At 66.1% G+C, this 23,805-nt stretch carries 23 protein-coding genes; 14 read left to right on the top strand and 9 right to left on the bottom strand.

Annotated elements, in window-relative coordinates:
* Positions 1–197: 197 nt before the first annotated feature.
* From E0W78_RS14630 to E0W78_RS14620, 3 genes are read right to left on the bottom strand one after another with little or no spacing between them, the layout of a single operon-like run.
* Entirely contained in the window at positions 198–1,220 is a 1,023-nt protein-coding gene (locus tag E0W78_RS14630) for an ABC transporter permease (protein ID WP_131404669.1), read from the bottom strand.
* Positions 1,217–2,716 carry a sugar ABC transporter ATP-binding protein gene (locus E0W78_RS14625; RefSeq protein WP_165570529.1) on the bottom strand — a complete coding sequence of 500 codons (1,500 nt, stop codon included), beginning with the start codon at positions 2,714–2,716 and terminating at the stop codon, positions 1,217–1,219. Before E0W78_RS14625 ends, E0W78_RS14630 begins: the two co-directional genes overlap by 4 nt.
* Positions 2,717–2,726: 10 nt before the next feature.
* Positions 2,727–3,734, bottom strand: coding sequence for a sugar ABC transporter substrate-binding protein (locus tag E0W78_RS14620; protein ID WP_131404667.1), 1,008 nt, complete (start codon positions 3,732–3,734; stop codon positions 2,727–2,729).
* A 306-nt stretch (positions 3,735–4,040) separates the two neighbouring features.
* On the opposite strand from E0W78_RS14620, the gene E0W78_RS14615 reads away from it, so the two are divergent.
* From E0W78_RS14615 to E0W78_RS14590, 6 genes are all read left to right on the top strand, one after another.
* A complete protein-coding gene (locus E0W78_RS14615) occupies positions 4,041–5,384 on the top strand; it encodes an MFS transporter (protein ID WP_131404666.1) in 1,344 nt (447 codons plus the stop codon).
* A 167-nt stretch (positions 5,385–5,551) separates the two neighbouring features.
* Entirely contained in the window at positions 5,552–6,304 is a 753-nt protein-coding gene (locus E0W78_RS14610) for an SDR family NAD(P)-dependent oxidoreductase (RefSeq protein ID WP_131404665.1), read from the top strand.
* Between the two features lie 45 nt (positions 6,305–6,349).
* Positions 6,350–7,186 (top strand): TIM barrel protein, encoded by an 837-nt coding sequence (locus tag E0W78_RS14605; protein ID WP_131404664.1) that lies wholly within the window; start codon positions 6,350–6,352, stop codon positions 7,184–7,186.
* Entirely contained in the window at positions 7,183–7,677 is a 495-nt protein-coding gene (gene aroQ / locus E0W78_RS14600; RefSeq protein ID WP_242686370.1) for a type II 3-dehydroquinate dehydratase, read from the top strand. The genes E0W78_RS14605 and aroQ overlap by 4 nt, the downstream gene beginning before the upstream one ends.
* A gap of 383 nt (positions 7,678–8,060) precedes the next feature.
* A complete protein-coding gene (locus E0W78_RS14595; RefSeq protein ID WP_131404663.1) occupies positions 8,061–8,612 on the top strand; it encodes a hypothetical protein in 552 nt (183 codons plus the stop codon).
* A gap of 145 nt (positions 8,613–8,757) precedes the next feature.
* The gene (locus tag E0W78_RS14590) at positions 8,758–10,806 is read left to right on the top strand and encodes a hypothetical protein (protein WP_131404662.1); all 2,049 of its coding nucleotides are present in this window, start codon (positions 8,758–8,760) and stop codon (positions 10,804–10,806) included.
* On the opposite strand, the gene E0W78_RS14585 is transcribed toward E0W78_RS14590, so the two are convergent.
* Both E0W78_RS14585 and E0W78_RS16785 read right to left on the bottom strand, forming a co-directional pair.
* Positions 10,803–11,570, bottom strand: a complete 768-nt coding sequence (locus tag E0W78_RS14585) for a hypothetical protein (RefSeq protein WP_131404661.1) — start codon at positions 11,568–11,570, stop codon at positions 10,803–10,805. The genes E0W78_RS14590 and E0W78_RS14585 overlap by 4 nt on opposite strands.
* Positions 11,563–12,708, bottom strand: a complete 1,146-nt coding sequence (locus E0W78_RS16785) for a ParA family protein (protein ID WP_207392777.1) — start codon at positions 12,706–12,708, stop codon at positions 11,563–11,565. The genes E0W78_RS14585 and E0W78_RS16785 overlap by 8 nt, the downstream gene beginning before the upstream one ends.
* 933 nt (positions 12,709–13,641) lie before the next feature.
* On the opposite strand from E0W78_RS16785, the gene E0W78_RS14575 reads away from it, so the two are divergent.
* From E0W78_RS14575 to E0W78_RS14560, 4 genes are all read left to right on the top strand, one after another.
* On the top strand, positions 13,642–14,508 hold the full coding sequence (locus E0W78_RS14575) for an ArdC-like ssDNA-binding domain-containing protein (protein WP_131404660.1): 867 nt from the start codon (positions 13,642–13,644) through the stop codon (positions 14,506–14,508).
* A complete protein-coding gene (locus E0W78_RS14570) occupies positions 14,505–14,753 on the top strand; it encodes a hypothetical protein (protein WP_131404659.1) in 249 nt (82 codons plus the stop codon). The genes E0W78_RS14575 and E0W78_RS14570 overlap by 4 nt, the downstream gene beginning before the upstream one ends.
* A 536-nt stretch (positions 14,754–15,289) precedes the next feature.
* The gene (locus E0W78_RS14565) at positions 15,290–15,481 is read left to right on the top strand and encodes a hypothetical protein (protein WP_131404658.1); all 192 of its coding nucleotides are present in this window, start codon (positions 15,290–15,292) and stop codon (positions 15,479–15,481) included.
* A 42-nt stretch (positions 15,482–15,523) separates the two neighbouring features.
* Complete coding sequence (locus tag E0W78_RS14560; RefSeq protein ID WP_131404657.1) at positions 15,524–15,838, top strand: single-stranded DNA-binding protein; 315 nt, start codon at positions 15,524–15,526, stop codon at positions 15,836–15,838.
* Positions 15,839–15,940: 102 nt separating this feature from the next.
* On the opposite strand, the gene E0W78_RS14555 is transcribed toward E0W78_RS14560, so the two are convergent.
* Positions 15,941–16,135 (bottom strand): hypothetical protein, encoded by a 195-nt coding sequence (locus E0W78_RS14555; RefSeq protein WP_131404656.1) that lies wholly within the window; start codon positions 16,133–16,135, stop codon positions 15,941–15,943.
* Positions 16,136–16,411: 276 nt separating this feature from the next.
* On the opposite strand from E0W78_RS14555, the gene E0W78_RS14550 reads away from it, so the two are divergent.
* Positions 16,412–19,423: an Ig-like domain repeat protein gene (locus tag E0W78_RS14550; protein ID WP_165570528.1), complete on the top strand. Its 3,012-nt coding sequence runs from the start codon at positions 16,412–16,414 to the stop codon at positions 19,421–19,423.
* 59 nt (positions 19,424–19,482) lie between these two features.
* On the opposite strand, the gene E0W78_RS14545 is transcribed toward E0W78_RS14550, so the two are convergent.
* On the bottom strand, positions 19,483–20,142 hold the full coding sequence (locus tag E0W78_RS14545) for a helix-turn-helix domain-containing protein (RefSeq protein ID WP_131404654.1): 660 nt from the start codon (positions 20,140–20,142) through the stop codon (positions 19,483–19,485).
* A gap of 71 nt (positions 20,143–20,213) precedes the next feature.
* Positions 20,214–20,798, bottom strand: a complete 585-nt coding sequence (locus E0W78_RS17000; protein ID WP_131404653.1) for a TetR/AcrR family transcriptional regulator — start codon at positions 20,796–20,798, stop codon at positions 20,214–20,216.
* An 87-nt stretch (positions 20,799–20,885) separates the two neighbouring features.
* Between E0W78_RS17000 and E0W78_RS14535 the strand changes: the two genes are divergently transcribed.
* A complete protein-coding gene (locus tag E0W78_RS14535) occupies positions 20,886–21,842 on the top strand; it encodes a zinc-binding dehydrogenase (RefSeq protein ID WP_131404652.1) in 957 nt (318 codons plus the stop codon).
* A 52-nt stretch (positions 21,843–21,894) separates the two neighbouring features.
* On the opposite strand, the gene E0W78_RS14530 is transcribed toward E0W78_RS14535, so the two are convergent.
* Positions 21,895–22,491 (bottom strand): TetR/AcrR family transcriptional regulator, encoded by a 597-nt coding sequence (locus tag E0W78_RS14530; RefSeq protein ID WP_131404651.1) that lies wholly within the window; start codon positions 22,489–22,491, stop codon positions 21,895–21,897.
* 84 nt (positions 22,492–22,575) lie between these two features.
* Between E0W78_RS14530 and E0W78_RS14525 the strand changes: the two genes are divergently transcribed.
* Together E0W78_RS14525 and E0W78_RS14520 are read left to right on the top strand one after the other, a co-directional pair.
* Positions 22,576–22,896: an EthD family reductase gene (locus E0W78_RS14525; RefSeq protein ID WP_131404650.1), complete on the top strand. Its 321-nt coding sequence runs from the start codon at positions 22,576–22,578 to the stop codon at positions 22,894–22,896.
* A gap of 40 nt (positions 22,897–22,936) precedes the next feature.
* Positions 22,937–23,599, top strand: a complete 663-nt coding sequence (locus tag E0W78_RS14520; RefSeq protein ID WP_165570527.1) for an SDR family oxidoreductase — start codon at positions 22,937–22,939, stop codon at positions 23,597–23,599.
* The last annotated feature ends 206 nt before the right edge of the window (positions 23,600–23,805 follow it).

Here is a 23,805-nt window from a genome sequence, read left to right as displayed (position 1 = left end):
GTTCGTACGGCCGGGGATCGAGCCCTGAGGGCCGTCAGCGTCGAACCGAAGGCCGAGAGGGACGCTGATGCCGTCGCGGACGGCCCGGAGCGCTGCAACTCGGCGCTCCGGGGTTAGCAGGTTGAGGGTGCCGAGCTGATCGTCAGCGCCCCACCGCCCCCAATTGGAGATCTCACGACCTAGTTCGCGGTACGCGCTCAAGCCCCGACACTCCGTTTCGCGGTCAACTGCTTCTGCATCCGACGGTTGTTGAACGAGTCGAGGAGCACAGCCAAGAAAATGAGCGTGCCCTGGACGGTCTGGACCCAGAACGGGGACACGTTGAGGAGCGTGAGCCCATTGTTGATCACGCCGATCAGCAGAACGCCGATAAAGGTCCCGACGACGCTGCCCTTGCCGCCGAACAGGCTCGTGCCGCCGATGACGACCGCGGCGATGACCTGCAGCTCCGTCCCGGTGGCGGCGTTGGGTGCTGCGGAGCCGAGGCGACCGACGAGCACCAGTGCGGCGAGCCCAGCACACAGACCCGCGATGACGTAGCAAGCCAGAACCGTCCGGTCGACGTTTATGCCCGCGAGCCGGGACGCCTCAGCGTTGCCACCAGCGGCATACACACGATGCCCGAAAGTGGTGCGTTTCAGGATCAGATGACCGGACACGAACATCACCACGGTCAAGATGAGGACCACGTTGATGCCACCGACCTTGGCCGAACCTAGCCAGATGAACACCGCGGGCAGATCGTAGACGGTCTGCCCCTGGGACTGCTGCAACGTCAGCCCGCGGGCGATACCCATGGCGGCCAAGGTCACGATGAACGGGGTGAGTTTGAGCCACGTGATGGAGACACCGTTGAATAGCCCGACGATGAGCGCCACCACCAGGGTGGTGACGATCCCGGCCAGCCCGCCATGGTCCTGGGCCACCATCGCTCCAAGCAGCCCGGATAGCGCGATGTTCGACCCGACGGACAGGTCGATTCCACCGGTGACAATGACGAACGTGGCGCCCACGGCGGCGATACCGACGACGGCGGACTGCACGACGATGTTAGTCAGGTTTGTGGCGGTCAAGAAGCTGGCCGAAAGGGCGGTCATGACACCGCAGACCAGGACGAGCGCGAGAGTGATGGGAAGCAGGGGGCTGCCGAGCGCTCGCCGTAGGAAACGCGAGGGGAGCGCAGTGGGTGCCTCCACTTCGGAAGCGTGGGTGTATGTCATGCGTCCTGTCCTTGATTGTGCTGCCCTCCGGCAGCGAGGTGAAGAATGTGTTCCCGGTCGAAGTTTTCGCGGTCGAACTCAGCCACGATGCGTTGACCGGCCATCACGTAGATGCGGTCGGACATAGCGAGGACTTCATCGGTGTCGGAACTGGTGATGACGACGCCAGCGCCGCCTTCGGCCAGCGCTAGAAGTTGCTGGTGAATGCCGGACTTCGCGCCGACGTCGACGCCTCGGGTGGGGTCGTCAACGAGCGCGACCTTGGGCGCAGCTTCAACCGCACGGGCGATGACGATGCGCTGCTGGTTACCACCCGAGAGCCGAGCCACCGGTTGACGGACAGAGGCGTGCTTCACGGCGTACCTCCGGGTGACGATCGCCGCATGTTTCTCCCGGGCCCCGCTGCGCAAGACACCGAGCCGGGCCACAGACCCGTAGTCGCCGAGGCAAAGGTTGTCCGCAATGGACGCCTCGAGCACCAAGCCCTCACGCTTTCGGTCCTCGGGGACGTACACCAGTCCTTGATGGCGCGCAGCCTTGATAGTGCGACCCAGGTCCTGCCCATCGAGCCTTACTTGACCACCGGTGCGTCGGGTGACCCCGGCCAGTGACTTGAGCAGCTCGGTGCGGCCGGCGCCAGCGAGACCAACGAGGCCGAGGATCTCGCCGCGTCGAATGTTCATCGTCGCTCCGCGGACCCCGGGTCCGGTGACCTCGTCCGCAGTGAAGATGGGTTCGCCGATCTCGCGGGGCCGCCAAGGGTAGGCGTGCTCAAGATCCTTTGCCAGCATCGCGTTGACCAAGGACTCCTCGTTCCACTCCGTGGTCGGCGCGTCGCCGACCAGTCGGCCGTCCCGGAGGACTACCAGCCGGTCACAAACCGTGAATAATTCATCGAGGTGATGGCTGACGTACACGACCGCCATCCCTTCCTCTCGGAGACGACCGACGACTTTCAGTAGAGTCTCGACCTCCTGCTCGGGCAGGGAGGACGACGGCTCGTCCAGCACGAGGACCCGCGCTTCACGGACCAGACAGCGGGCGATCTCGGCGAGCTGCCGTTCGGCGAGACTGAGCTGCCGTATCGGAGTCTGCGGATCCAAGTGGCCCAAACCGACCTGCTGGAGCCCGCTGCGTGCCCGCGCCAAATTGGCACGCCGGTTCTTCCAACCCGCCCGTGAGCGCAGGTTCCCGAGCAGGACGTTCTCCATTAAGGAGAGGTCGGGGATGTCGGTGAGCTCCTGATAGATCACTGAGAGGCCCGCGTCGATCACCGCACCCGTATGGGCTGGGAGCGGCGCGCCAGCGAGAATCACCTCGCCGGCCGTCGGCTGCTCTGCGCCCGCCATCAACCGAATGATGGTGCTTTTCCCAGCCCCGTTCTCCCCGCACAAGCCGGTCACGGTGCCGGGACGCAGGGCCAGGTTGACGTCGTGAAGGACCTCGACGGGACCGTAGGACTTCGCGACGTGACGCAGTTCGACCAGCGGAGCCACGCCAGTAGGATCAGTCGATCTCATCGGCCCAGATTCCGTACTTCTTCACCTCGGCGGAGTCGTAGTTCGACGGGGTGATGACCTGGATGGGCCACACAATTTCCTTCTTTACGTCCCCGCCGTTCTCGAGGTCGGCGATGTACTCGACCGCACCCTTCGCCATGGTTACCGGGTTCTGGCTGACACTGACGTCCTGGAGGTTGGCGCGGATGTCGGCCATGGTCACCGGCGGGGTGTCGTTGCCGCCTACGTAGATGTGGCCCGGCTCGCCCACTTCTGTCAGCCGTCCGGCGGACTCGATGGCCTTGAGCGCGCCGTGCGCCTCAGCGTCGTTAGCGGCAAACACGGCGTCGATCTTCGGGTTCGCCTGAAGGATGTCGGTCATCACTGAGTACGCCTTATCGGTGTCGAAGCCGGCGTCTTGGCTGGCGACGACCTTGATTCCTGGGTGCTTATCGGTGATCTCGCTGAACGCCTGGTGACGGTAGTTCGCCGCCGGCGATCCCGCGATGCCCTGCAGTTCGACGACGTTTCCCTTGACTTCGCCATAGCGGTCCTGGAGGAACTTCACGACTTCGGCAGCGCCGGCCCGACCAACCTCTAGCTGGCTGGCGGTGATGGAGGTTGTCAGGTCTGGCGACGGGATGCTGTCGGCCAGCGACATGACCTTTACACCCTTCTCAGCAGCAGCCTTGATGACCGGCTCGAGGGACTGGCCGTCCTGGGGGCAAATCAGGATGTAGTCCGCGCCCTGCGTGACGAGGTTCTGGACGTCATTGGCCTGCTGCCCGGGGTCGCCGTTGGCGTTGGTCGTGATGAGTTTGTAACCCTCCTCATCCGTCTGGTCCTTGAGGCCCTTCTCCAGGCCTACGAAGAATGGGTTGCTCAGCGTGTAGCCGGAGTAGCCGATGACGACCTCGTCGGCAGTTCCGCCCGAACGATCGATGCCGCATGAAGACAGGCCGACGGCGGCGAGTAGGCCCGCGGCCCCCGCGGCAATTAGGCGAGTACGAAGCATGGTGAAGCAACTCCTTTTATCCAGGCGGCGAAAACCGCCAAACCGAGGACGATGCGCTCGAAGGGGGGTGGTCCACGTCACAGATGGTTACGTGGTCACGCATCATGCCTACGTAACCACGAACGTGTCAACTCTCACATTGGGACGTGCAGGCGAGCGAGCCCTCGCCCTCGCGGCAGCGGCTTGACAAGGCATGGCTACGTAGTCATGGTGGGTGTGCCTACGTAGGCACAGTGGCTCCCGTCACACCGTCTACGACATCTCCGCGCCGCCTGGCGCAACCGTGGGTCCCAAAGGAGCGAGCACATGTCCGCCTTCGCCGCGCAGCGCGCGAACCAGCCGCCGCCAATTGAGGACGCCCAACTCCAACGCACGAAGCGAGCCGCATCGGCGAGCGCTTTCGGAAGCATGCTGGAGTACTACGACTTGAACATCTACGGCGCCGCTTCTGCGCTCGTGTTCAGCCACGTGTTCTTCCCTGAGAGCTCGGCGGGGTCGGCGCTACTCCTGTCGATGGCGACATTCGGAGTCGCCTACGTGGCCCGCCCAGTAGGAGGCCTGGTGCTGGGGCACTTCGGTGACCGCATCGGGCGCAAGAAGGTCATGTTGGCGACCCTGGTGATGATGGGCGCGGCGACTTTCGCGATTGGATGCCTGCCTAGTTACGCGACTCTGGGATGGCTGGCGCCAGTGATGTTGGTGGTGTGCCGAATCCTGCAGGGGTTCTCGGCGGGCGGGGAGCAGAGTGGTGGCAACGCCATCATTCTCGAGCACGCCCCGACGAGTCGCAGGAACTTCTTTTCCAGTTGGACGATGACAGGCACCACCGCCGGCATCGTCCTTGCAAGTCTGGCGTTTCTGGCTGTCGCGAAGATGCCGGACGAGCAGCTGTACAGCTGGGGATGGCGGGTTCCGTTCTGGGCCAGCGCCATCGTCATCATCATTGCCTACATGGTTCGCCGTAGGCTCGAGGAGCCGGAGGCGTTCCAGGAGGTCGTGCAAAACGACGAGGTGGCGACTCTGCCCATCGTGGACCTCGTGCGCACCCATCCAGTTGCGATACTACGGGTGATCGCCTGCTCTATGACGGCCAGCGTCGGGACCGTCGTGTCAGTGTTCGTGCTTGCCTACGCGGTCGATGACAACGGTTTCGACCGCTCGACGATGTTGTGGGTCTCCATCACCTCGAACCTGCTCGCACTGCTGTGCCTGCCAGCGTTCGCGGTGCTTTCGGACCGGATCGGTCGCAAACCTGTCTGGCTCGCGGGGGCGGTGGGGTGTGCGGTGTTCACCGCCGTGTACTTCCAGGCCGTGGCCACGCAGAGCACGTTGTGGGTCTACATCGCCGCCTTCGCCCTCACCTCGGTTTGCTACAGCGCCGTCATCAGCGTAGGTACCTCGTTCTATCCCGAGATGTTCCACACACGCATCCGCTATTCCGGAAGCGCGGTGGGGACCCAGATCGGGTACGCGGTCGCCGGGTTCTTTCCCACCATCGGGTACGCCATCATTGGCGACGGCCCGAACGGCTGGATCCCGATCGTCGCCCTGCTGTTCGTCATCCTCGCGGTCGGCTTCTTCGCTGTCGCGACAGCAGAGGAGACCGCGGGACTCGAGCTCGATGAGCTCGGCCAGCCAGCTCGGGGATGAGTACTTCCGACACAGCCAGACATCAGCGCCGCATACAGGCGGGCACTGCCACCGGTTCCTCTACCGACCCGGCCCAGTTCTGGAGCGCGCGGCAGCCTGGCACCGTCCGTAAAGACGTGAGCGGTACTGACCCGGACTATCAATCTCGAACCCATGGAAGGACCTTCATGAGCCACCCGACCGCCCCCACTAAGACCTCACGAGTAGCGATTGTGACTGGAGGGGCTCGCGGCATCGGGCGAGGTATCGCATCCCGTTTCGCCCGTGATGGTCATCGGGTCGTCGTATGGGATCTTGACCCCGACGTGGCCCTCGAAGCTGGCGCAGAGTGGAAGCCAGAGCACGTGCACCGCGTCGACGTCGCCAACCCCGCCTCGGTTGAGGCAGCCCTCGCCGAGACGCTCGAAGTAGTGGGTCACGTCGATATCTTGGTCAACAACGCAGGCATCAACGGGCCCGTGAAGCCGCTGGTCGAGTACTCCCCAATGGAGTGGCAGCGCGTCATCGACATCAATCTGGGAGGCGTGTTCAACACCACCCGCGCGCTCACCCCGCACATGGTCGGGCGGGGATGGGGACGCATCGTGAACGTGGCCTCCATAGCCGGCAAGGAGGGCGTGCCGAATATCTCGCCCTACTCGGCGTCGAAGGCAGGGGTCATCGGATTGACCAAGGCGCTAAGCAAGGAACTCGTCACCACCGGCGTAACGGTGAACGCCGTCGCACCGGTCATGGTTGCCACCGACCTTCTGCACCAGATGACCGACGAGCACATCGCCAGCAGCAAAGCGAAGATCCCGATGCAGCGGCTGCTGGAGGTCGACGAACTTGCCGCGCTGGTCGCCTGGATCGCGAGTGACGAGTGCACCTTCACCACCGGCTTTACCTTCGACGCCTCTGGTGGCCGCGCCACGTACTGATACCCCCGCACCCACGCCGCCTACGGCTCGGAAGGAAGATCTCTCTTGTTCAGGACCTGGTCCCTTGCCCATCTCAGTGCACTCGAGCTCCACCCGGTCGACCTCATCAACCTCGCCGCTGATACCGGCTGTGCCTACGTTGGTTTGCGCGCCACCAGGTTGACTACCGACGAGCCGCACTACCCGCTCATCGGGCAACACGACACGATCCGCCAGGTCAAGGAGCGGTGCGCAGCAACAGGTGTAAGAGTTCATGACCTCGAAGTTGCCCGTCTCGACTCCGAGACCATGCCGGAGGACCTGCTGCCGCTCCTACACACCGCTGCCGAGCTCGGCTGCCTGGGGCTAGTCACTCAGGTCCCGGACGCCGATAAGGCCAGGGCCCGAGACAAGCTCGGCGCTCTCGCCGACCTCGCGCAACCCCTCGGCCTGCGGCTCGAGGTCGAATTCGTGTCCTGGACCGAGGTTCCCGACCTCATCAGTGCTGCTCAGCTGGTCGACGCCGTCGGCCATCCCGCAGTCGGGGTGCTCGTGGACTTTCTCCACTTCGACCGCGCTAACTGCGACCTCGCACAACTGGCGTCGTTGCCGCGGGGTTGGTTCCAGATCGCGCACGTCAACGACGCACCCGCGACTCGGCCGACGACGAACGACGGACTCATCCACGCGGCTAGGCACGACCGCCTGGTCGCTGGCACCGGAGACATCGACGTGCGGGGCATTGTTGCCTCGCTACCTAGGGAGACAGTGCTGGCCATCGAAACTCCCAGCGATCGGGGTATCGCCGAGTACGGTGCCGCCGGCTACGTTCGCCGACTCGTCTCCGCCACCCAGGAATACCTAGGACCCTCCCACGAAACCACTGAAGGAGCGACGTCATGACTGCGACACCCGAGACCAGGGTCGGCTCAGCGATGGGCGCTGGCAGACCGCATGTGTACATCCTCAACGGCCCGAACCTGAACATGCTCGGTCAACGGGAGCCGGAAATTTACGGCGCCGTGACCCTCGCGGATGTGGAGAAGCGCTGTCTCGAGGTCGCGGGCGAGCTCGAAATCGGTGTGACGTTTCTGCAGAGCAACTGGGAAGGACAGATTGTCGACTGGCTTCAGGAGGCCCGCGGCGCTGGGGCGGGCGTCCTCATCAATCCCGCGGGCCTCTCGTTTTCCTCCATACCGCTCATCGATGCGCTCAAGATCGTCGAGAAGCCCATCGTCGAGGTACACATCAGCAACATCCACCAGCGCGACGAATTGCACCGCCACTCGATCGTTTCTACCGTAGCCATCGGCGTGATCGCCGGTCTAGGCACATATGGATACGAACTCGGACTGCGCGCGCTAGAACGGGAACTAACCGACCGGCACGCCTAGGCGCACCTGCCCTGACAAGGCTTGGCCCGGGCAAGCGGCACTCGCGCCCTTGAGAACTGATCGCGAACCGCGCGTGATACGTCCTACGAGCGTCATCAACGACGAGGAACCCCGAGGCGGCCGGTTAGGTATAGGGCGACATCTTGCCATCTGCGTTCCGCCGGCCAGGTCGGGCGACGTCCGAACGCGAATCAAGGGATCGTAAAGCGCGTTTCACTGCAGGGAGACGAGACGTCCGACGCCAGCAGTCGCCAACCCTCGTCTGGTGACTGCTTATCGTCGAGACCCGATCTCCTGTTCGCCAGCCGCAGCGTCCCTCTTGCAGTAAGACTGACCGGCGTGTCGGCAGGATCTCAAAGTCACATCGCTGTAGTTTCGCTGTTATGACCGGACGACCGCGCACCCGTCGCAAGGGCATCGAAGGACGTCGCGTCGTCCTGTTTGCCCTGCCGGACGCAGCCGCCAAGTTCAAGGTCGAGGCGTTCGCCAGGATGTTGGATGTCTCCGCCGCTATTGCAGGCGAGACCCTGCTGGACGCGATTGAACTCGACGCCCGCGGTCACGTCGTAGGTGCTAGGAGCTGGGGGACGCAACTACGCGACCAGCTCGAGTTCTTCTCCGTCGACCTCGACCTCGCCAGCCGCGTCGCGCGGCGAAACGAGGCCGAGCGCCTCCTGAACACCGATCCGTCCACCGACGGATTCATCAACTTCGGGTGCCGGCTACGCCCGGACGTCATCGCCAAGGTCGACACCGTACGTCGCGTCTACGGGCTCAAGAAGGGCCAGACCGCCGCGCTGATGATCGCCGCGATTCAGTTCTCCCTCGACGACGGCTCCTTCGCCGGCCTCGACGAGTCCATCTTCGGTGCACTCGCGCCGAGCTTCGACATCCCGCTCCCCGACCAGGAGGCACTCATGACGCGCAGCGCATGACTAGGGGCCGGCACCCGTAGGTACCGGCCCCTTCAAGAGTCATCTCGGTCCGACCACCGATTCCGCCAAGTTTCACCGGTCAGTCCGAGCTCCAGCATCCAGGCCCCTTGCGGGTCCCTTTCGCCTACCTCAAACGAGTCGAGGTATGACCACCATAGCAGCAGCTTCTGCGTCCCGTTTTGCGACGACACGCCGCGACGCGCGCGCCTTCCACTTGTTCGCCGACGCCCTCGGCGACGGTCTCGTGCGCGTTGCTGCAGGCGACGGCACGTACCCCGGGCGCCTTCACAAGGCCCGCCGCTTCGCCCCCGGCACTCCCCCGGCCCCGGCCGCAGTCAACACCTACGACCGCACCGGCACCGCCCGCGTCTACACCTTCGACCTGGACGCCAAGCCCACCCCCGGCCGCACCGCCACCGACGCCCGCGACCAAGTCGCTCGCGACATCACCCGCCTGCGCGTCGCGCTGCGATCCGCAGGGCTGGACTTCTTCATCGACCGCTCACCATCCGCCGGCTACCACCTCTACGTGCCCGTAGCCGGCGGACTCACCAAGGGCGACGTCGACCACGCCGACCAGCTGATCGAACGCTGGCTACCCAGCTTCGACAAGATGCCGCACACCTCCCTGACCCACGGATGTATCCGCATCCCAGGCAGCCCCCACCCTGCCGGCGGCGTGCAGAAGCTCGTCAGCCCCGACGCCTGGGCCCTCCCCCTCGACGGTGAAGCAGCCGAAGCCGAGCTCAACCGCGCCATGGCCCTCCTCACGCGCCACCCGAACCCCCGCCAGCGCTGGGACACCTTCGTCGCGGCACTGGTCGACCGCACCGCAGCGCCCAGCCTGGCCGAGCACGCCACCACCGGCCTGCGCCTCGCGCCCGCCGCGATCGAACGACCGAACGCGGCCGACCTGCGCGACCTGGAGATCGCCGCCCTGCCCCACCTCGAGCCCCGCACCGGACGACGTACCGAACCCACCGGCATGTGGAAGCGCCTCGCGCACGAAGGCCACGACACCTCCGTCTACGCCACCGCCTCCCAGACCCGCTTCGCCGTGCTGCTGTCGGCCGTCAGCGCCGGCATGACCGCCCTAGACGTCTACCTGCGCGCATTCCACGGCGACTGGACCGGCCTGGGCCGCTGCTACAGCCGCTACGGCCACGCCCACGTCCGTGCCAGCTTCAAGCGCGACTGGCTGTGTGCCGTCGCCATCGAAAAGCAACGCCGGACCGAACCCCCGCGCGAGCCTGTCCACAACGGCACCACTAGCGGACAAGAAACACACGCCGCCCCCCACTCCGGTTGGGTGCGAGGCTGGTTGGAGGCGGCAGAAGAGCGGGCCCGGGTCCGGGGATGGTCCCTTGGCGTCCGGGCTGTGCTCGCTGGGCTCGCGTTCATGTCCGCAGATCAGGGTTCGCCGGCCATTTCGGTGGGCAACCGGTCGCTGGCGGTTGCCGTGAATATGGATCAGGCGTCTGTCGGCAGGATCTTGTGCCGGCTCATGGATAGGGACTCCGACCCGTTGATCGCGATGGGCGCGGAAGCCAGCGGGATCTATGCGCGGGAGCTCGTGCTGCAGATGCCCGACGACGATCTGGGAACTGGTTCCCGTCCGTGGCGTCGTGGCCCGCTCCACGTCGTGCGGCCCGTCTTCTACGCGCTGGGTCACGCGGCCGCGTTTACGTACGCCGCTCTAGAGTCTGACCCCACGCCGGGGTCCGCTCGTCAGATCGCCCAGGCAGCGAAGCTGTCCCCGACGACGGCGAGCGCGGCACTTAAGACGCTCGCAGAGTTCGACCTGGCCCGCCAGACGCCCGGCGGCTGGGTACTAGGCAGCGCGGACGCTGCCGATGTCGGTGAGCGGCTCGGCGGCGAAGCTCTCAAGACTGCGCGAGTCGTGAAGCACCGTGCAGAACGCCGGGAATGGCACCGCTGGCTGGGACTAATCGGCCCGTTCGACAACACCGGCATGATCGCTGACATCGAAGACTTCCTGGCCGACGCAGCGATTCCGGAGCACGTCCGATTCTACGAAGCAGCCATGAGCGGGGTCGACCCCGACGCCCTACCGGCTCCCCCGCCGAATGACGACGGGCCCGCTCCCCCAGAAGAAGGAACGGGCCCGCCGTCGGGCCTGGAGCGTGCCGTGGACTTGGCACGGACGCTGCTTGGTGCTGTAGAGGTGACCTAGCTGGCCGGTGAAGAGATCCGTGCCCGGGCGCGGCGGCTGCTGACCTCGATCACGTAGTCAGGGTCGTACGCCTGGTTCACGCACGCGCTCAATCGCCCCGACAGCGACAAGAAGGTGTGGCCGAGCTGCTCGTCCAGGTGCTCGATATCGGCCGGACTCAGTCGCACACGGGAGATCTCCCCGGCCGACGCTGCTCCGCGGATCGCTCGGACAGGCTCGCCGTTTCGTGCGGCGATGTCGGCGAGCAGCTCGAAGTCGTCCGAACCGAACATCTTGGTTAGCGTTGCCTGGAGCTGGCCAGCCTTGACCACCTGGCGGACGGCTGAGAGGACCGCGGCCGCGCCTCCAACCCGTGCGATCAGGTCCACGTGGGCATCGAACGCCGCCGGCGACAGGATCAACCGCACGATCGGGTTGCCCGCCTGACCAGCCGGCGCCGTGGCAGCCGCTGCGGCCTGCATGGCGGTACGAGCGCGGCGCTTCGGTGCAGGCTTCCGCGCCGGAGGGTCGCTCGGGGCGATCCCCGCGGCCGCGGGAGTGGACTCGCCGCCCTGCGGCGTCTCTGTGTCAGCGTTCACACTCCGCTCGACCGTCACCGATGCAGGCGCCGGACTCGTCTTCCGGGGAGCAGGTGCGGGCGCCTTGCGGGCCGGGGGCGTGTCACCGAACGTGCGCCGCTTGGCCAGCCGGCTGGTCTGCCCGGTCCCCAAGCCCAACTTCGCCACGTCGACCTCACCGCTGTCATCGGTGGTGGGCTCAGACATCCGCTTCCTCCATGTAGTCAGCCTTATCGAAGGCGTAGCTCGGCATCCGGTGGAAGATCTCGGTGGCGACATCCATGATGTCGGCGGCCATCCCGACCGCGCCGGACGCGACGGGCCCGGCGCTCTTGGCTCCAGCCCGGACCTGCTCGTACCAAGGCTGACGCTGCTCGTGCTCATCGGCGACCTCATAGACGAGCTTGCCCTTGCTGCGTGCAAGCTGCGCGGTCGCGGTCGACCATCGAACCGTCGGCCCGAGCACCAGCGGCACCTCTTCGTACTCGCCAGGACGGCCCGGCACCTGCGCCTTGAACGTTTGAGAACGCGTCGCCGCCTCGATCGCGTCGATCGCGGTCCGCTTGATGTTGCGCGTGTGGTCGGTGACTCCGGACAGCACGACACCGAGCATGTCGACCTGGTGCGCCCCATCCTCGGTCGCCGCGGCCATATCGATGATTTCGGTCACCGCACGAATCGACCCGAAATCCGGCATCGTCGGCGAAACCACCCAGCGAGCCGCCCCCATGATGTTCAGTTGGATCTCCCGCTCGTTGGGGGGGGAGTCGATGACCACCAGGCCGTACGGGTCGCCAGCAGTCTCGGCGGCAGCGAGTGTGCGGTCAAGCGCCAAGGCCAGCCGTCCGTGGTAGGCCGGTGAGAAATCGATCTCCTCAGGCAGGTCATAGACGATCCGCCGCCACTCCCCCGCCTCGGGCGCGGGCACCTCGTAGCCGGCCTCGGCCAGCTGCGCGAGCATCTCGTCGTTCTTCTCCCGCACCAGCACATCGGAGATCGCGCGAGTGTTAATGCCGCCAATCGCCACGTCCAGGCGCGGTCGGACCTCAAGCGCGAGCTGCTCGATTGATTCACCGGCGAGGATTGCCTCGCGCAGCGCCTCGCCAGCGTCGTTGTGCTCGTGGTCGTACAAACCCAACTCATCGCGGACGTTGCCCTGAGGGTCGAGGTCGACCAGCAGCACCCTGTCACCACGCGTCGCAGCCAGACCGGCAAGGTTCGTCGCCAACGTCGTCTTGCCGACGCCGCCCTTCTGCGCCATCACCGCCAGCACAACCTGCAGGCGATCGAAGTCGACGCCCTCAAAGTCTGGATGAGTCACCTGGTGAAACTGGGGACCGCTCATGTCATGCCTTTCTCTCGAGCGCGGGGAAGAACGAAGTCGTATCGCGACGCAATACGTCGCGGCTTCCACTCCGCCGTGTCGTCAGGTCTCGTCTCGCCGTGGATTGATCCGTCTCGTGCAGGCGTGTGCGCGCCTGCGGAATCACTGTAGAGAATGTGACGCGTCGTGCCGTGCTGATTCGGCGCGTGTCGCGCCCGGCGGAGTTGAGACTAGCCGAGGCAACGCGAGACGTATTGTGAAAACCCGTTCGGGACCGCGCCACTCCGTGTCGCCGCGTGACCGCGTGTGCCGTCACGTTGCCGCTATGGCACCGGTAATGGAGATTGAGCGGTCCAGTTCAGGTCCGCGAAGAACCTGGGAGCCCTCCAGAAACGACCAGGCTGGCGTCTCCGCCCCTCGGAGCGCCCGGCGGGCCCCAGGGTCCGCGCGTGCCCTGAAAGCGCCTCACACGCGATTCAGCGAGGACCCGAGAGTTCGACTGAAGGTCTAGCGCGCAACCCGAAGTGCGCGAAAGTGGAGCGCCCGCGTCGCCAGTGGCCGACTCGAAGCATTGCTAGCGGCCCGCCCGACATGATCTCCGAGCGCCGGGACCCGGCTCACAAGTCGACATAGACGGTCCCGCAGAGCGGACCGAGAAACGGGACCGGCTTAGCCGGCGCGGGCATTGGAAAGAGTTCGCTTCCTCCTGGCCGTTCCATGATCGGCGGCCCGCAGCTGCACGCAACGTCTCCGCCGTCGCCCGGGCGACCAATCGGCTCGGCGCTCGCAAACTCGCTGATCTCCTCACCGATTGCCCACCCGAGCGCCCCTACGGGTTGACGCTCCGCTGCTCCACGGCCGCCATTCATGCCCCTTGCCCAGGAGGGGCGAAGAACGGTCGGGACGGGCAGACGTCACCGGCGGCCCAGCGCTCCGGGGGAGAGGCAGCACACGATGAGCAAGCGTCAGACCAAGAGCCCCGAGCAGCGTCGCGCCGAGGTCGAGGCCCTGCACAACACCCTCGCCGAGCAGGTCGAAGCGTTGACCACCAGCGAAGGCTGGAAGCGGTTCCTGCAGGTCGCGGCCACGTTCCACACCTACAGCCTGAACAACCTCCTGCTGATCCTCGCCCAGCGGCCCGAGGCGTCCCAGGTCGCCGGCTTCCGCCAGTGGCACCAGCGCGGCCGCCAGGTCCGCAAGGGAGAGAAGGGCATCCGGATCTTCGGCTACAGCACCAAGAAGATCACCACCGAGGACGAGGCCGGGGGAGAGACCGAGCGCCGCGTGCCGCGCTTCCCGATCCTGACCGTGTTCGACGTCGACCAGACCGACCCCATCGACGGCGTCGAGCAGATCGAGAACCCCGCCCGTCTGCTCACCGGCGACGACCCGCACGGCATCACCGACACCGTCACCGCGTGGCTCGCCGCCCAGGGCTGGACGCTCACCGTCGAGCCCGTCGTCGGAGGCGCCAACGGCTACACCACCACCGACGGCAGCCGCCGCGTCGTCGTCGACAACCGGCTCGAGCCCGCCGCCGCCGCGAAGACCGCCCTGCACGAAGCCGGGCACGTCATCCTGCACACCGACGACGAGCCGGGGGAGTACATCGCCCACCGCGGCACCAAGGAGACCGAAGCCGAGTCCGTCGCCTACGTCACGGCCGGGCTGCTCGGCGTCGACACCAGCGCCTACAGCGTCGGCTACGTCGCCGGATGGTCCGGGGGAGACCTCGACCTGATCCGCCAGTGCGCCGACAACGTCACCCGAGCCGTGCACGTCCTGGCGGCCGCGTTCGAGCCGGCCGAGGCGATCGCATGAACGGCGCTCAGGGCGTGCTCGACTTCGGCACCGATGCCGCCAGCAGCACGCACGTCGTCCTGCCCAACATGACCCTCGCGTGCCGGGCCGACCTAGTAGAGGCCCTGTCCTTCGGCGACCACCTGACGTTCGGCCGCCCCGGCCGCTGGTCCGCCGTCACCTGCGACTGGTGCCGCGCTCTCGGTCCGGCCTACGTCACGGCGATCACGAGGCGGATGCAGGCTTGTCAGGCCGACGTCGCCTAGTCGCACGCGCACCCGGTGGTCGGCCCGCACAGCGGACCGACCACCGGGCACCGTCCGCCACGGAGGGCGGCCGGCCAGCTCAGATGCTCGAACAGCGCGTCGTACTTGGACACGGTCGGATCGTCTCGCGCCGCCTCGACCGCTAACGGAGTGGAGCCGTCACGGAGGCCGGCGCCACCTGGTGCCGGCCGTGCAGGCCGGCGTCAGCACCCGTGGCCGCATGCGGCCACGCAACGGGCCGGCCTGCGGGCCGGGCTCGAGCTCGACGAGCAGCTTCGTACCCCTCCCGATCGTTCCATCTTCGGCCGCCCGCGCTCCACGCAATCCCCTGCGGGGACCCCACCGGCGTGCGGCCCGGTCGGCGCTCCCTGCGGTCGCTTATCTCCTCACGACCAGCACGCCGGCGTTGCCCTACGGGTTGACGCTCCGCGCTCCCTGGCGGCCGCTGATCTCTCTTGCCGGGAGGGGGCGAAGAACGGTTGGGACGGGCAGACGTTCCAACGGCCCACCGCACCGACAGAAGGGGGACGCCGCTCATGGCCACCACCACTCACACCAGCAACCGCGAGCACGTCGAGAGCCTCCTCGAGCAAGCCCGCAGTGAGATCGGCAATGGCGGATTCGCCGCCCAGGTCCACATGGACGACCTCGCCGTCGAGGCCCTGACCCTAGCCCGCACCCGGCTCACCGAAGCGATCGACACGCTCACCGAGCCGACCACCCACTGACCACCCGCTTACCCCAGCACTATCACCAAGAAGGAGTACGTCATGTTCACCAGCACCGTCACCATCGAAGGCCGCTTGGCCCAGGCCCCGCAGGTCTTCGACAACCTCACCGAGCTCGTCGTCCTGACCAACCGCCGGACCCAGGACACCGAGTCGGGCGAGTGGTCCAACAGCGACACCACCCGCTACACCGTCAAGACGTTCAAGACCCTCGCCACCCGAGCGAGCGACCTGCAGTCAGGGGAGAAGGTCATCGTCACCGGGGCGATCATCACCGAGACCTGGACCGACCAGACCACCCAGGAGCCCCGCTACAAGCAGGTCCTGTTCGCCGACGCCATCGGCCGCAGCGTCTAGGGACCCAGCGCAGGGGAGGGGCCGCGGGCATCGAGCCCGCGGCCCCTCTCACGATCCCCGATGCAGACAAGGTGGGCTGGCGGCGGCCGCGTAGGTTCGCAGTCAGATGAGCCCGCGCCGAACCGCCGTGATGATGAGTTGGACGTTGTTGTCCTGATGCCAATCGGCTCGCAGACGCATGAGTCGGCGGTTCATCGTTGCCCGCGACACGTGATTTCGTTCGGCCGCGTCCCGCGAGCTGAGGCCAGCGGCGAGATCTTTGAGGATGCCGAGCGTAGTGGCCAAGTCGTCGTCCATGCGGCGCCTCCCAGTGGTGAATCGATTCAGGATGAGCACTCCGTCAGAAATTGTTAACTCAGTCGGCGGCTCACGCGCCAACGGCCGCTGCAGGTGAGGCGAAGTCGCCAGCAGTGCCTCACTTAGGTGGCCGGAAAGGCTCAGAAAGTATGGCCGGATAGGGACAGAATGCAACCCGCGGCCGGGCCGCGCCAGTGTCATTTTTCGCTGTCGCGGCAGGAGCGATGAGTCCTCGCGAAGGGCTAGAACCGACCGGAGGACCCGCAGCTCCGACCGTTGACACGTTTCATATTCGGCATAGCGTGTGATGCCAGTCACATGCCTCGCGGTGCGGGGCCAAGGTTCCGGTCCCAATCCCGGATCGATCAGCAACGGAGAGCGCTCATGAACAGAGCACCATCGGGACGATCCCGTCCCTCCACGATGAAGACCAGCACGGCTGTCGGACTGAGCGCGGCGCTGCTGGCCGGGTTCACTACAGCGGCGACCACCTCAGCGGCCGCGGCGGCACCGTCGTCGCACAGCGTGCTGGGTCCGGAGAATCCGGACTGGCAGAAGTACATCCTGGGCCCCGGCACCGACGTGCAGCGTGGCGTCTCGGTGGAGTCGCGCTCGGGTTCGGTCACCAACGCCAACGGACTGGTCACCGGCAAGGGAGCGACCACGCTCACGACGACGGATGCCACCTCGCCCGCGACGGTCATCATCGACTGGGGCGTGGAGACGGCCGGCCGGTTCACCCTCAAGGTCGACTCCTCGACCGGGACGCCGGAGGCACCGCTCGGGGTGAAGATCTCCACGAGCGAGACCGACTGGGGCCTGTACTCCGCCACCACGCTGGCCGCGGCGGCCGGCGAGGGCGACTCCGTCATCAAGGTGACCGCCCTCAACGGAACCCAGCTCGAACCGGGGCGCACGATCCAGATCGGTGACGTCAAGCGCAAGATCGTCTCCGTCGGTACGGCCGGCGCGACCGGCACGGGCATCGAGCTGGACGAGCCGCTGCCGAAGAACTTCCTGTACCCGAACCGGACGCCGGTGTCGGTCTTCGCCCCCACCCGCATCGTCGGTGACACAGGCAGCTTCGGCGGGGTGTTCTCCAGCCAGACGCAGCAGGTCAGCGCGGCCGGCGACGTCACGTTCCCGGCCAACTTCGGAGGCTTCCGATTCCAGGCGATCCAGCTGACGACGCCGGGCAGCATCACGATCTCCAGCAACACCGCCGCAGCGACGGTCTTCGTGGCCGACAAGGACTCCTACAAGGGTCACTTCGTCTCCTCAGACGACCAGATCAACAAGATGTGGTACTCCGGCGCGTTCTCGAACGCGATGACGATGGTTCCCAAGGCCGAATCGGGCCGGCCCTACTCCGTGATGATGGACGGCGCCAAGCGTGACCGGGCGGTGTGGTCCGGCGACGTCGTCATCCAGGGCCCGGTCGCGGCCAACGCATTCGGCGAGGTGGCCAACGAGTACTACGAAGGCGCACTGCGCGATCTGCTCGATAACACCAACCCGACCACCGGCAAGCTGGCTGGCACCACGTGGCGTCCGAACATCTACTACTACTCGGACACGTACTCCAACTACACCGCGATCGCCGCGATGGACTACTACCGCTACACCGGCAAGCAGGCGTGGGCCACGGAGCACAAGAGCAAGATCGAGGGTGCCCTCGCCTATCAGAAGACGAAACTCAACGCGGACGGGCTGGTGCAGAACTCGCCGAGCGACCGCGACTACTGGCAGGCGCAGCTTCGCGGGGTCGTCAGTGAGTACAACGTCATGTACTACCAGACCCTGAAGTTGGCCGTCTGGTTCGAGAAGCAGCTCGGCGACACCGTCAAGGCGGGGGAGTACCAGGCCGATGCCGATGCACTCAAGGCTGCGATCCAGAAGCACCTGTGGAGCGAGGAGCTGAACGCGTACGTGCTGGGCCTCGACAACGAAGAGGACCGGACCACCATCCCGCTCGACGCGAACGCCAACGCGCTGCGCGAGGGCCTCGTGCCTGCAGGGAAGACTCCCGCGTTGCTCAAGCGACTCGAGGGCGGCTGGACTCCGTACGGATCGCTGCTGACGCACGACCTGCAGGGCAGCCCGAGCCGTCAGGACCCGACCGGTCAGGTGCTCGAGCCGCTGCCGAACTACTGGGAGGTCCTGGGCCGCTACAACGTCGGTGACGACGAGAACGCACTCAAGGTCGCACGCGCCTGGTGGGGCCAGCAGGTCGACGAGGACCACCCGTACTACACCGGAGCCACGTGGGAGTTCCTCGGCAACGAGGGCGTCATGACCCGAGCGAGTGCTAGCCAGTCCCATGGCTGGGGTGCCGGCATCACCAATGCCCTGACCGAGTTCACCGTGGGCATCCAACCGCGCGACGCAGGCTACCGGACGTGGAGCGTCAAGCCCTATGTCGGCGGTCTGGACTGGGCCGAAGGGTCAGTGCCGCTACCGAACGACGAGAACATCAAGGTCCGATGGGGCAAGGACGCCGACGAGTTCGACCTGAAGGTCGAGAGCCCGAAGGGCACCTCCGGTGAGGTGGCCCTGCCGCTCCCCGCGGAGAAGTCCACGGTGTCGGCCAACGGAAAGACCATCTTCGCAAAGGGCAAGGTCACGCCCACCGGCGACGTCACCGGAGCACGGCTCGAGGGCAACCGCCTGGTCGTCCAGGTCAAGGGAGGCAGCCCGATCAGCTTCCAGGCGGACGAGGCCGCGAAGGACTCCACGGTGAAGGTCAACGCCTCGTCCTCGACCTACGGCAAGGCCACCACGCTCGTGGCGAAGGTCGCGGCGCCCGGCGTCAGCAACCCGACCGGCACGGTCACCGTGACCGAGAACGGACGCAAGCTCGCCTCCGCGTCCGTCGCCCGGGGGACGGCTCGGATTACGCTGGGTCGCACCTCCCTCTCCGCTGGGCTGCACAACCTGAGGGTCAACTACTCCGGTGGCGGCGACGCGGGCGGCAGCGAATCCACCGTCCGAGTCGTCACTCGGAAGGCGAGCACGAAAGTCACCACCTCCGTGAGACCCAGCAAAATCACGACCCGCACGCGACCCCGCGTGGCGATCGCGGTCTCCGCGACCGGCGTGCGCCCGACCGGCACGGTGCAGGTCCGGGTCAACGGCAAGCTGGTCGAGCGCGCTCGGCTCGGCCGGGACGGTCGTGTCACGGTTCGTCTCGGACGCCAGTCCAAGGGACTGAAGCGTGTCACCGTCAGCTACGCCGGCGGCAAGAACTTCACCACCAGCAGCAGGACGGTGAGGTTCCGGGTCCGCTGACGCGAGACCATCACGGCGGCGGCCCGTCCCTCAGGGGCGCGCCGTCGCCGTGCCTGCCGTCATGGCCTCGGGGCGGCTCGTTGCATCGCGGCGAACATCTGGGGACGGGTCGGCGGTTCCGGCAACGGAGGGACCGGGGCCCCAGGACCCGCGAACGCACGGATGAACTGTCGGGCGACGCGCCGCCACGCATCCGGCGCGGCATGGCTGGTCGCCGCCACCACGCCCGCGTTGGCCATGAACAGGAGCACAATGTCCTCGTGGCGGAAGTCGGCGCGAAGGTTCCCCGTCCTCTGGGCTCGTGCGACCAACAGCGAGTACGCCTCGTAGGCCTCACGGCGCCGGTCCTCTAGGGCAGCGGCGAAGGGGAAGGTCATCGTCAAGATGTCGGCAAAGTCGCTGCCTTCAGCCTGCATCGCGCACCGCGCCTCGACGTACGCGATGAACCCCTCCCAGGCGTCCGGGAAGGCGAGCGCCTCGGCGACTGCGGCGGCATGACGCTCCATCTGTTCGGCGAAGACCGCCGTCAGCAAGCTCTCTCTTGTGGGAAAGCGCCGGTTGAGCGTCGCCTTGCCCACCTGTGCCTCGGCGGCGATTCGAGCCAGTGGGACATGCAGACCCTCGCGCGAGTAGAGACGACGGGCTGCCACCAGGATTCGCCCCCGGTTCCGCTCCGCATCGGTTCGGAGGTGACGGTCGCCCTGGACGGAGTGATCCATGGACGAAGGGTACAAACACGCGCATGGGCCGCCGCGTCGATATCAAACTGCTCGACCTCGTCCGGATGTGCTTAGTGAGGAACATTTGCGTCCTGGTGGCGAAACGCGTCAACTGCCAGCATGGCAAAGCGACGTGCCGCAACGTCACGGGTATCGGCCCCGACGGTGGCGAGTCCCCGGCCCGCGATAAGCACGAGCACCAAGTCGTCGATGATGAAGTCGGCACGCAGGCGCCCCTGCGCCTGCGCGCGTCGAGCGAGAAGTGTGAGCATCGTCAAGAGTCGGCTTCGGTGCTCTGCGAATACGTCCTCCGGCTGCTCAACTGCCATGAACGCATCGACGAAGCCCCGGTTGCTCGCGTTGAGCACAGTCAGCCGTTCCACGACGTCGGCGAACCCACGCCACGGGTCCGGATCTGCACAGCCCGTCTCGACAATGTCACCGCATAGCCCAAGTTCCACGGCGAAGGCCTCGTCAATGAGCGCCCGACGCGTTGGGAACCTTCGATAGAGGGTCGCAGGCCCGACCTCCGCTCGGCGTGCCACCTCGCGCATCCCGACGCCGAGCCCGCGCTCAGCGAAGAGCTGGCGTGCTGCAGTGAGGATACGGTCTCGGTTCTCTTGCGCGTCAGCGCGCAACTTCCGAGACGATTCCATGCTGATGGTCCTCACTTCGAGAAACGGACGCCACCGTCCAGTAGCGTTCCAATGGTACAGACGCCCGATGCAACGAGTAGGAACAACATGCGAGCCATAACGATTCGCGAGTTTGGTGACCCGAGCGGGATGGTCATGGGCGACTTGCCCGCGCCGGTACCCGCAGCCGGACAAGTTCTGGTGCGGGCTGAGGCGATTGGCGTGGGCGGGGTTGATGCAGTGATTCGTCGTGGCACGCTCGGGTCCGGATACCGGCTCGGAATGGTCCCGGGGAGTGAACTCGCTGGAATCGTCACGGCCGTAGGCGCTGGAGTCGATCGGGCGCTCATTGGACGCCGGGTCTGGGCGTTCACAGGCACGGACGGTGCGTATGCGGAGCAGGCCCTGGCGCAAGCCGTCGACGTCATCCCTCTTCCGGAACGGCTTTCGTCCGTCGATGCGGTCACGCTCGGCAGCGCCGCGGCCGTTGCCCACTTCGCCCTCTTGCAGGCGCACACCTCGGGGGCTGACGCCGTCCTCGTTCGCGGCGCAGCCGGAAGCCTCGGGATCGCGACTGTGGAGCTTGCTGTGCGCCTAGGCGCCCGGGTCGCTGTCACGACCTCGTCAGCTGCTCGAGGTCGGCGACTGCAGGCCCTCGGTGCCACCGACGTGCTTGATCGTGCCGGTATTGGCGCCACCAATTCGCCTCAGGAGTTCGATGTGATCATCGACATTGTGGGAGGCGCGGACGTGCCGGCGTTTATCGACCGGCTCGCGCCGAACGGTCGCATGGTTCTGGTAGGCGCGGTCGCGGGCTTCCCGCCCGCCGACTTCGGGATGCGCCTCTTGCGAACCTTCCAGCAGTCGCGGTCGATCTCCACCTTCAGCCTCGCTTCGGTTCCCCCGGAGAGACGGAACGCGGTCCGCGCCGAGCTGTTCGAGGTGGCTGCTCAGGGTGACCTGCATCCGGTCGTCCATGACGTCATGCCGCTCGATCGCGCGGTGGAAGCGCATCGGCAAATGGATGAAGGTGCCGTTTTTGGGCGTGTGGTCTTGGTGCCATGAGACGTGGCCGCGACGGAAGCCGCCCCGCGATTGGACCGTGCGTAGCCCTCAGCTACTTGTCGTCCACAGGTGAGAACCACCATGGAGCTGCGGACGCGTGGATCAATGCGGTCGGGACTGCGAGATCGCCGATCGGCCCGCTGGCGAGCCACGCCTCGATAGCACCCACGGATCCCGATGCCGCATACGCGGCCGCGAGTCGAATGCCCCGCTCGTTCATCACCGTTCCGTCGATGTTCGGGCGGATGTGCGGGTGGCGCGCGGCGTGAGTGAGCATGAAGTTCTGGATGCGGGTGAGTAGTACGTCACGCATCTCAGTGGGGAGGTGGGGTCGAAGCGCCTGTCGATACACGGCCTCGAAGCGGCAGACGTGCTCCAACCATGCCCGAGATGGCGCGTCCATGACGGTTCCCCCGGCTGGTGCCGCGGGAAGGTGTCGGGTCAGGGCCGTGTAGGTGTCCAGATCGTCGTTGAGCACCTGGGCCAGGAGTTGAATCGGGCTCGCTGCATATCGGTAGAAGGTGTCGCGCGTGATGCCTGCCGCGCGGCAGAGCTCAGAGACATTGATCTGATCGGCTGGTTTCTGCTGCGCCAGCTCGACGACCGCGTCTCGTAGCGCCACTGCCGAACGCGACTTGGTCTGTGCCATCGGCACATCGTATCCATCGGACAGGTGTCAGAAAATGCGCGCATGGGGGTACTATCGATCTGACACCTGTCAGAAAGGAGCAGCATGACTGCGATGTACAAGCACGTCGGACTCGTCACCAAGCGTCCGGAGATCTCCTACGAGGAGTTCGTCGCCTACTGGCGCGGCGCGCACGCGGACTTCGCGAAGGGCCTCCCCGGTCTCCGCAAGTACGTCATCAACCCCATCGACAAGCGCCTCTACCCTGACTCGCCCGTTGATGGGTTCTCCGAGCTCTGGTTCGACTCGGAGGAGGACGCCGAAGCGGCATGGGTGTCCGACGCAGGCAAGGCGACCCACGCTGATGGAACTGAGTTCTTTCACAGCATGGCGATCACGAACTTGCACCAGATCGACGTCATCTAGACCCCCTGCACCCGTCCGCGCAACAGCGCGAAAGGAAATCATGAGCACCATCGCCATCGTCGGCGGACACGGCAAGATCGCACTGCTTACTACGGAAGAGCTCGCTGCAGGCGGCCACTCCGTTCGCTCCCTCATCCGCGATCCGGATCAGGCAGACGACATCCGCGCGGTGGGCGGCGAACCTGTTGTCCTCGACATCGCCTCCGCCACCACCGAACAACTCGTCGACGTCGTCAGTGGCACAGACGCCATCATCTTCACGGCCGGCGCTGGCGGCAAGCAGGGGCCGCAGGCGACGTTCGCCGTCGACCGGGACGGTGCACTCAAAACCATCGCCGCGGCGGAACACGCCGGCGTCGCGCGCCTACTGCTCGTGTCATACCTGCACGCCGACGACCCCGAAAGTGTGAAGGACAACCCCGGCATGCAGCCCTACCAGCAGGCGAAGCACGCTGCGGACAGTGTCTTACGCAAGTCTGATCTGCTGTGGACCATCTTGCGCCCCGGCGTCCTCAACGATGACCCGGCATCGAAGCGCGTAGCAATCGGGAACGGCATCAAGAGCGGCACCACCAGCCGCGCGAACGTTGCTGCGCTTCTCGCAGCACTTGCCACCAGCACGCTTGCCGCGCGACGAGTCCTCAATGTAGTCGACGGAGAGACTGACATCCCGATCGCGCTTGGACAGGTCGCCAGCCTCTAATGACGCAGTCGAAACGGTCCGTCGCCGCATTCTGGTTTACCGTGGCGCTCCTACTGCTCAGCGTTGGATCGTCAGCGTTGCCCTCGCCGCTGTACCCGGTCTACGCCGATGCCTGGCACCTCACACCCGTCATGCTGACCGGTGCGTTCGCGATCTACGTCATCGGACTGCTGCTCGCCTTGCTGTCCGCAGGGTCGCTGTCCGAC

It is taken from the genome of Aeromicrobium sp. IC_218, from assembly GCF_004336805.1.
GTDB lineage: Bacteria > Actinomycetota > Actinomycetes > Propionibacteriales > Nocardioidaceae > Aeromicrobium.
The sequence above is the reverse complement of the archived record's forward strand: the minus strand, read 5'-3'. Positions and strand labels throughout refer to the sequence as shown.

Excerpts from the sequence above, each read along its gene's own strand:
- E0W78_RS14525 (WP_131404650.1), top strand. The coding sequence starts at position 22,576 with ATGACTGCGATGTACAAGCACGTCGGACTCGTCACCAAGCGTCCGGAG.
- E0W78_RS14585 (WP_131404661.1), bottom strand. The coding sequence starts at position 11,570 with ATGTCTGAGCCCACCACCGATGACAGCGGTGAGGTCGACGTGGCGAAG.
- E0W78_RS14575 (WP_131404660.1), top strand. The coding sequence starts at position 13,642 with ATGAGCAAGCGTCAGACCAAGAGCCCCGAGCAGCGTCGCGCCGAGGTC.
- E0W78_RS16785 (WP_207392777.1), bottom strand. The coding sequence starts at position 12,708 with ATGAGCGGTCCCCAGTTTCACCAGGTGACTCATCCAGACTTTGAGGGC.
- aroQ (WP_242686370.1), top strand. The coding sequence starts at position 7,183 with ATGACTGCGACACCCGAGACCAGGGTCGGCTCAGCGATGGGCGCTGGC.
- E0W78_RS14610 (WP_131404665.1), top strand. The coding sequence starts at position 5,552 with ATGAGCCACCCGACCGCCCCCACTAAGACCTCACGAGTAGCGATTGTG.
- E0W78_RS14560 (WP_131404657.1), top strand. The coding sequence starts at position 15,524 with ATGTTCACCAGCACCGTCACCATCGAAGGCCGCTTGGCCCAGGCCCCG.
- E0W78_RS14615 (WP_131404666.1), top strand. The coding sequence starts at position 4,041 with ATGTCCGCCTTCGCCGCGCAGCGCGCGAACCAGCCGCCGCCAATTGAG.
- E0W78_RS14555 (WP_131404656.1), bottom strand. The coding sequence starts at position 16,135 with ATGGACGACGACTTGGCCACTACGCTCGGCATCCTCAAAGATCTCGCC.
- E0W78_RS14620 (WP_131404667.1), bottom strand. The coding sequence starts at position 3,734 with ATGCTTCGTACTCGCCTAATTGCCGCGGGGGCCGCGGGCCTACTCGCC.
- E0W78_RS14545 (WP_131404654.1), bottom strand. The coding sequence starts at position 20,142 with ATGGATCACTCCGTCCAGGGCGACCGTCACCTCCGAACCGATGCGGAG.
- E0W78_RS14590 (WP_131404662.1), top strand. The coding sequence starts at position 8,758 with ATGACCACCATAGCAGCAGCTTCTGCGTCCCGTTTTGCGACGACACGC.
- E0W78_RS14595 (WP_131404663.1), top strand. The coding sequence starts at position 8,061 with ATGACCGGACGACCGCGCACCCGTCGCAAGGGCATCGAAGGACGTCGC.
- E0W78_RS14520 (WP_165570527.1), top strand. The coding sequence starts at position 22,937 with ATGAGCACCATCGCCATCGTCGGCGGACACGGCAAGATCGCACTGCTT.
- E0W78_RS14570 (WP_131404659.1), top strand. The coding sequence starts at position 14,505 with ATGAACGGCGCTCAGGGCGTGCTCGACTTCGGCACCGATGCCGCCAGC.
- E0W78_RS14535 (WP_131404652.1), top strand. The coding sequence starts at position 20,886 with ATGCGAGCCATAACGATTCGCGAGTTTGGTGACCCGAGCGGGATGGTC.
- E0W78_RS17000 (WP_131404653.1), bottom strand. The coding sequence starts at position 20,798 with ATGGAATCGTCTCGGAAGTTGCGCGCTGACGCGCAAGAGAACCGAGAC.
- E0W78_RS14530 (WP_131404651.1), bottom strand. The coding sequence starts at position 22,491 with ATGGCACAGACCAAGTCGCGTTCGGCAGTGGCGCTACGAGACGCGGTC.
- E0W78_RS14565 (WP_131404658.1), top strand. The coding sequence starts at position 15,290 with ATGGCCACCACCACTCACACCAGCAACCGCGAGCACGTCGAGAGCCTC.
- E0W78_RS14630 (WP_131404669.1), bottom strand. The coding sequence starts at position 1,220 with ATGACATACACCCACGCTTCCGAAGTGGAGGCACCCACTGCGCTCCCC.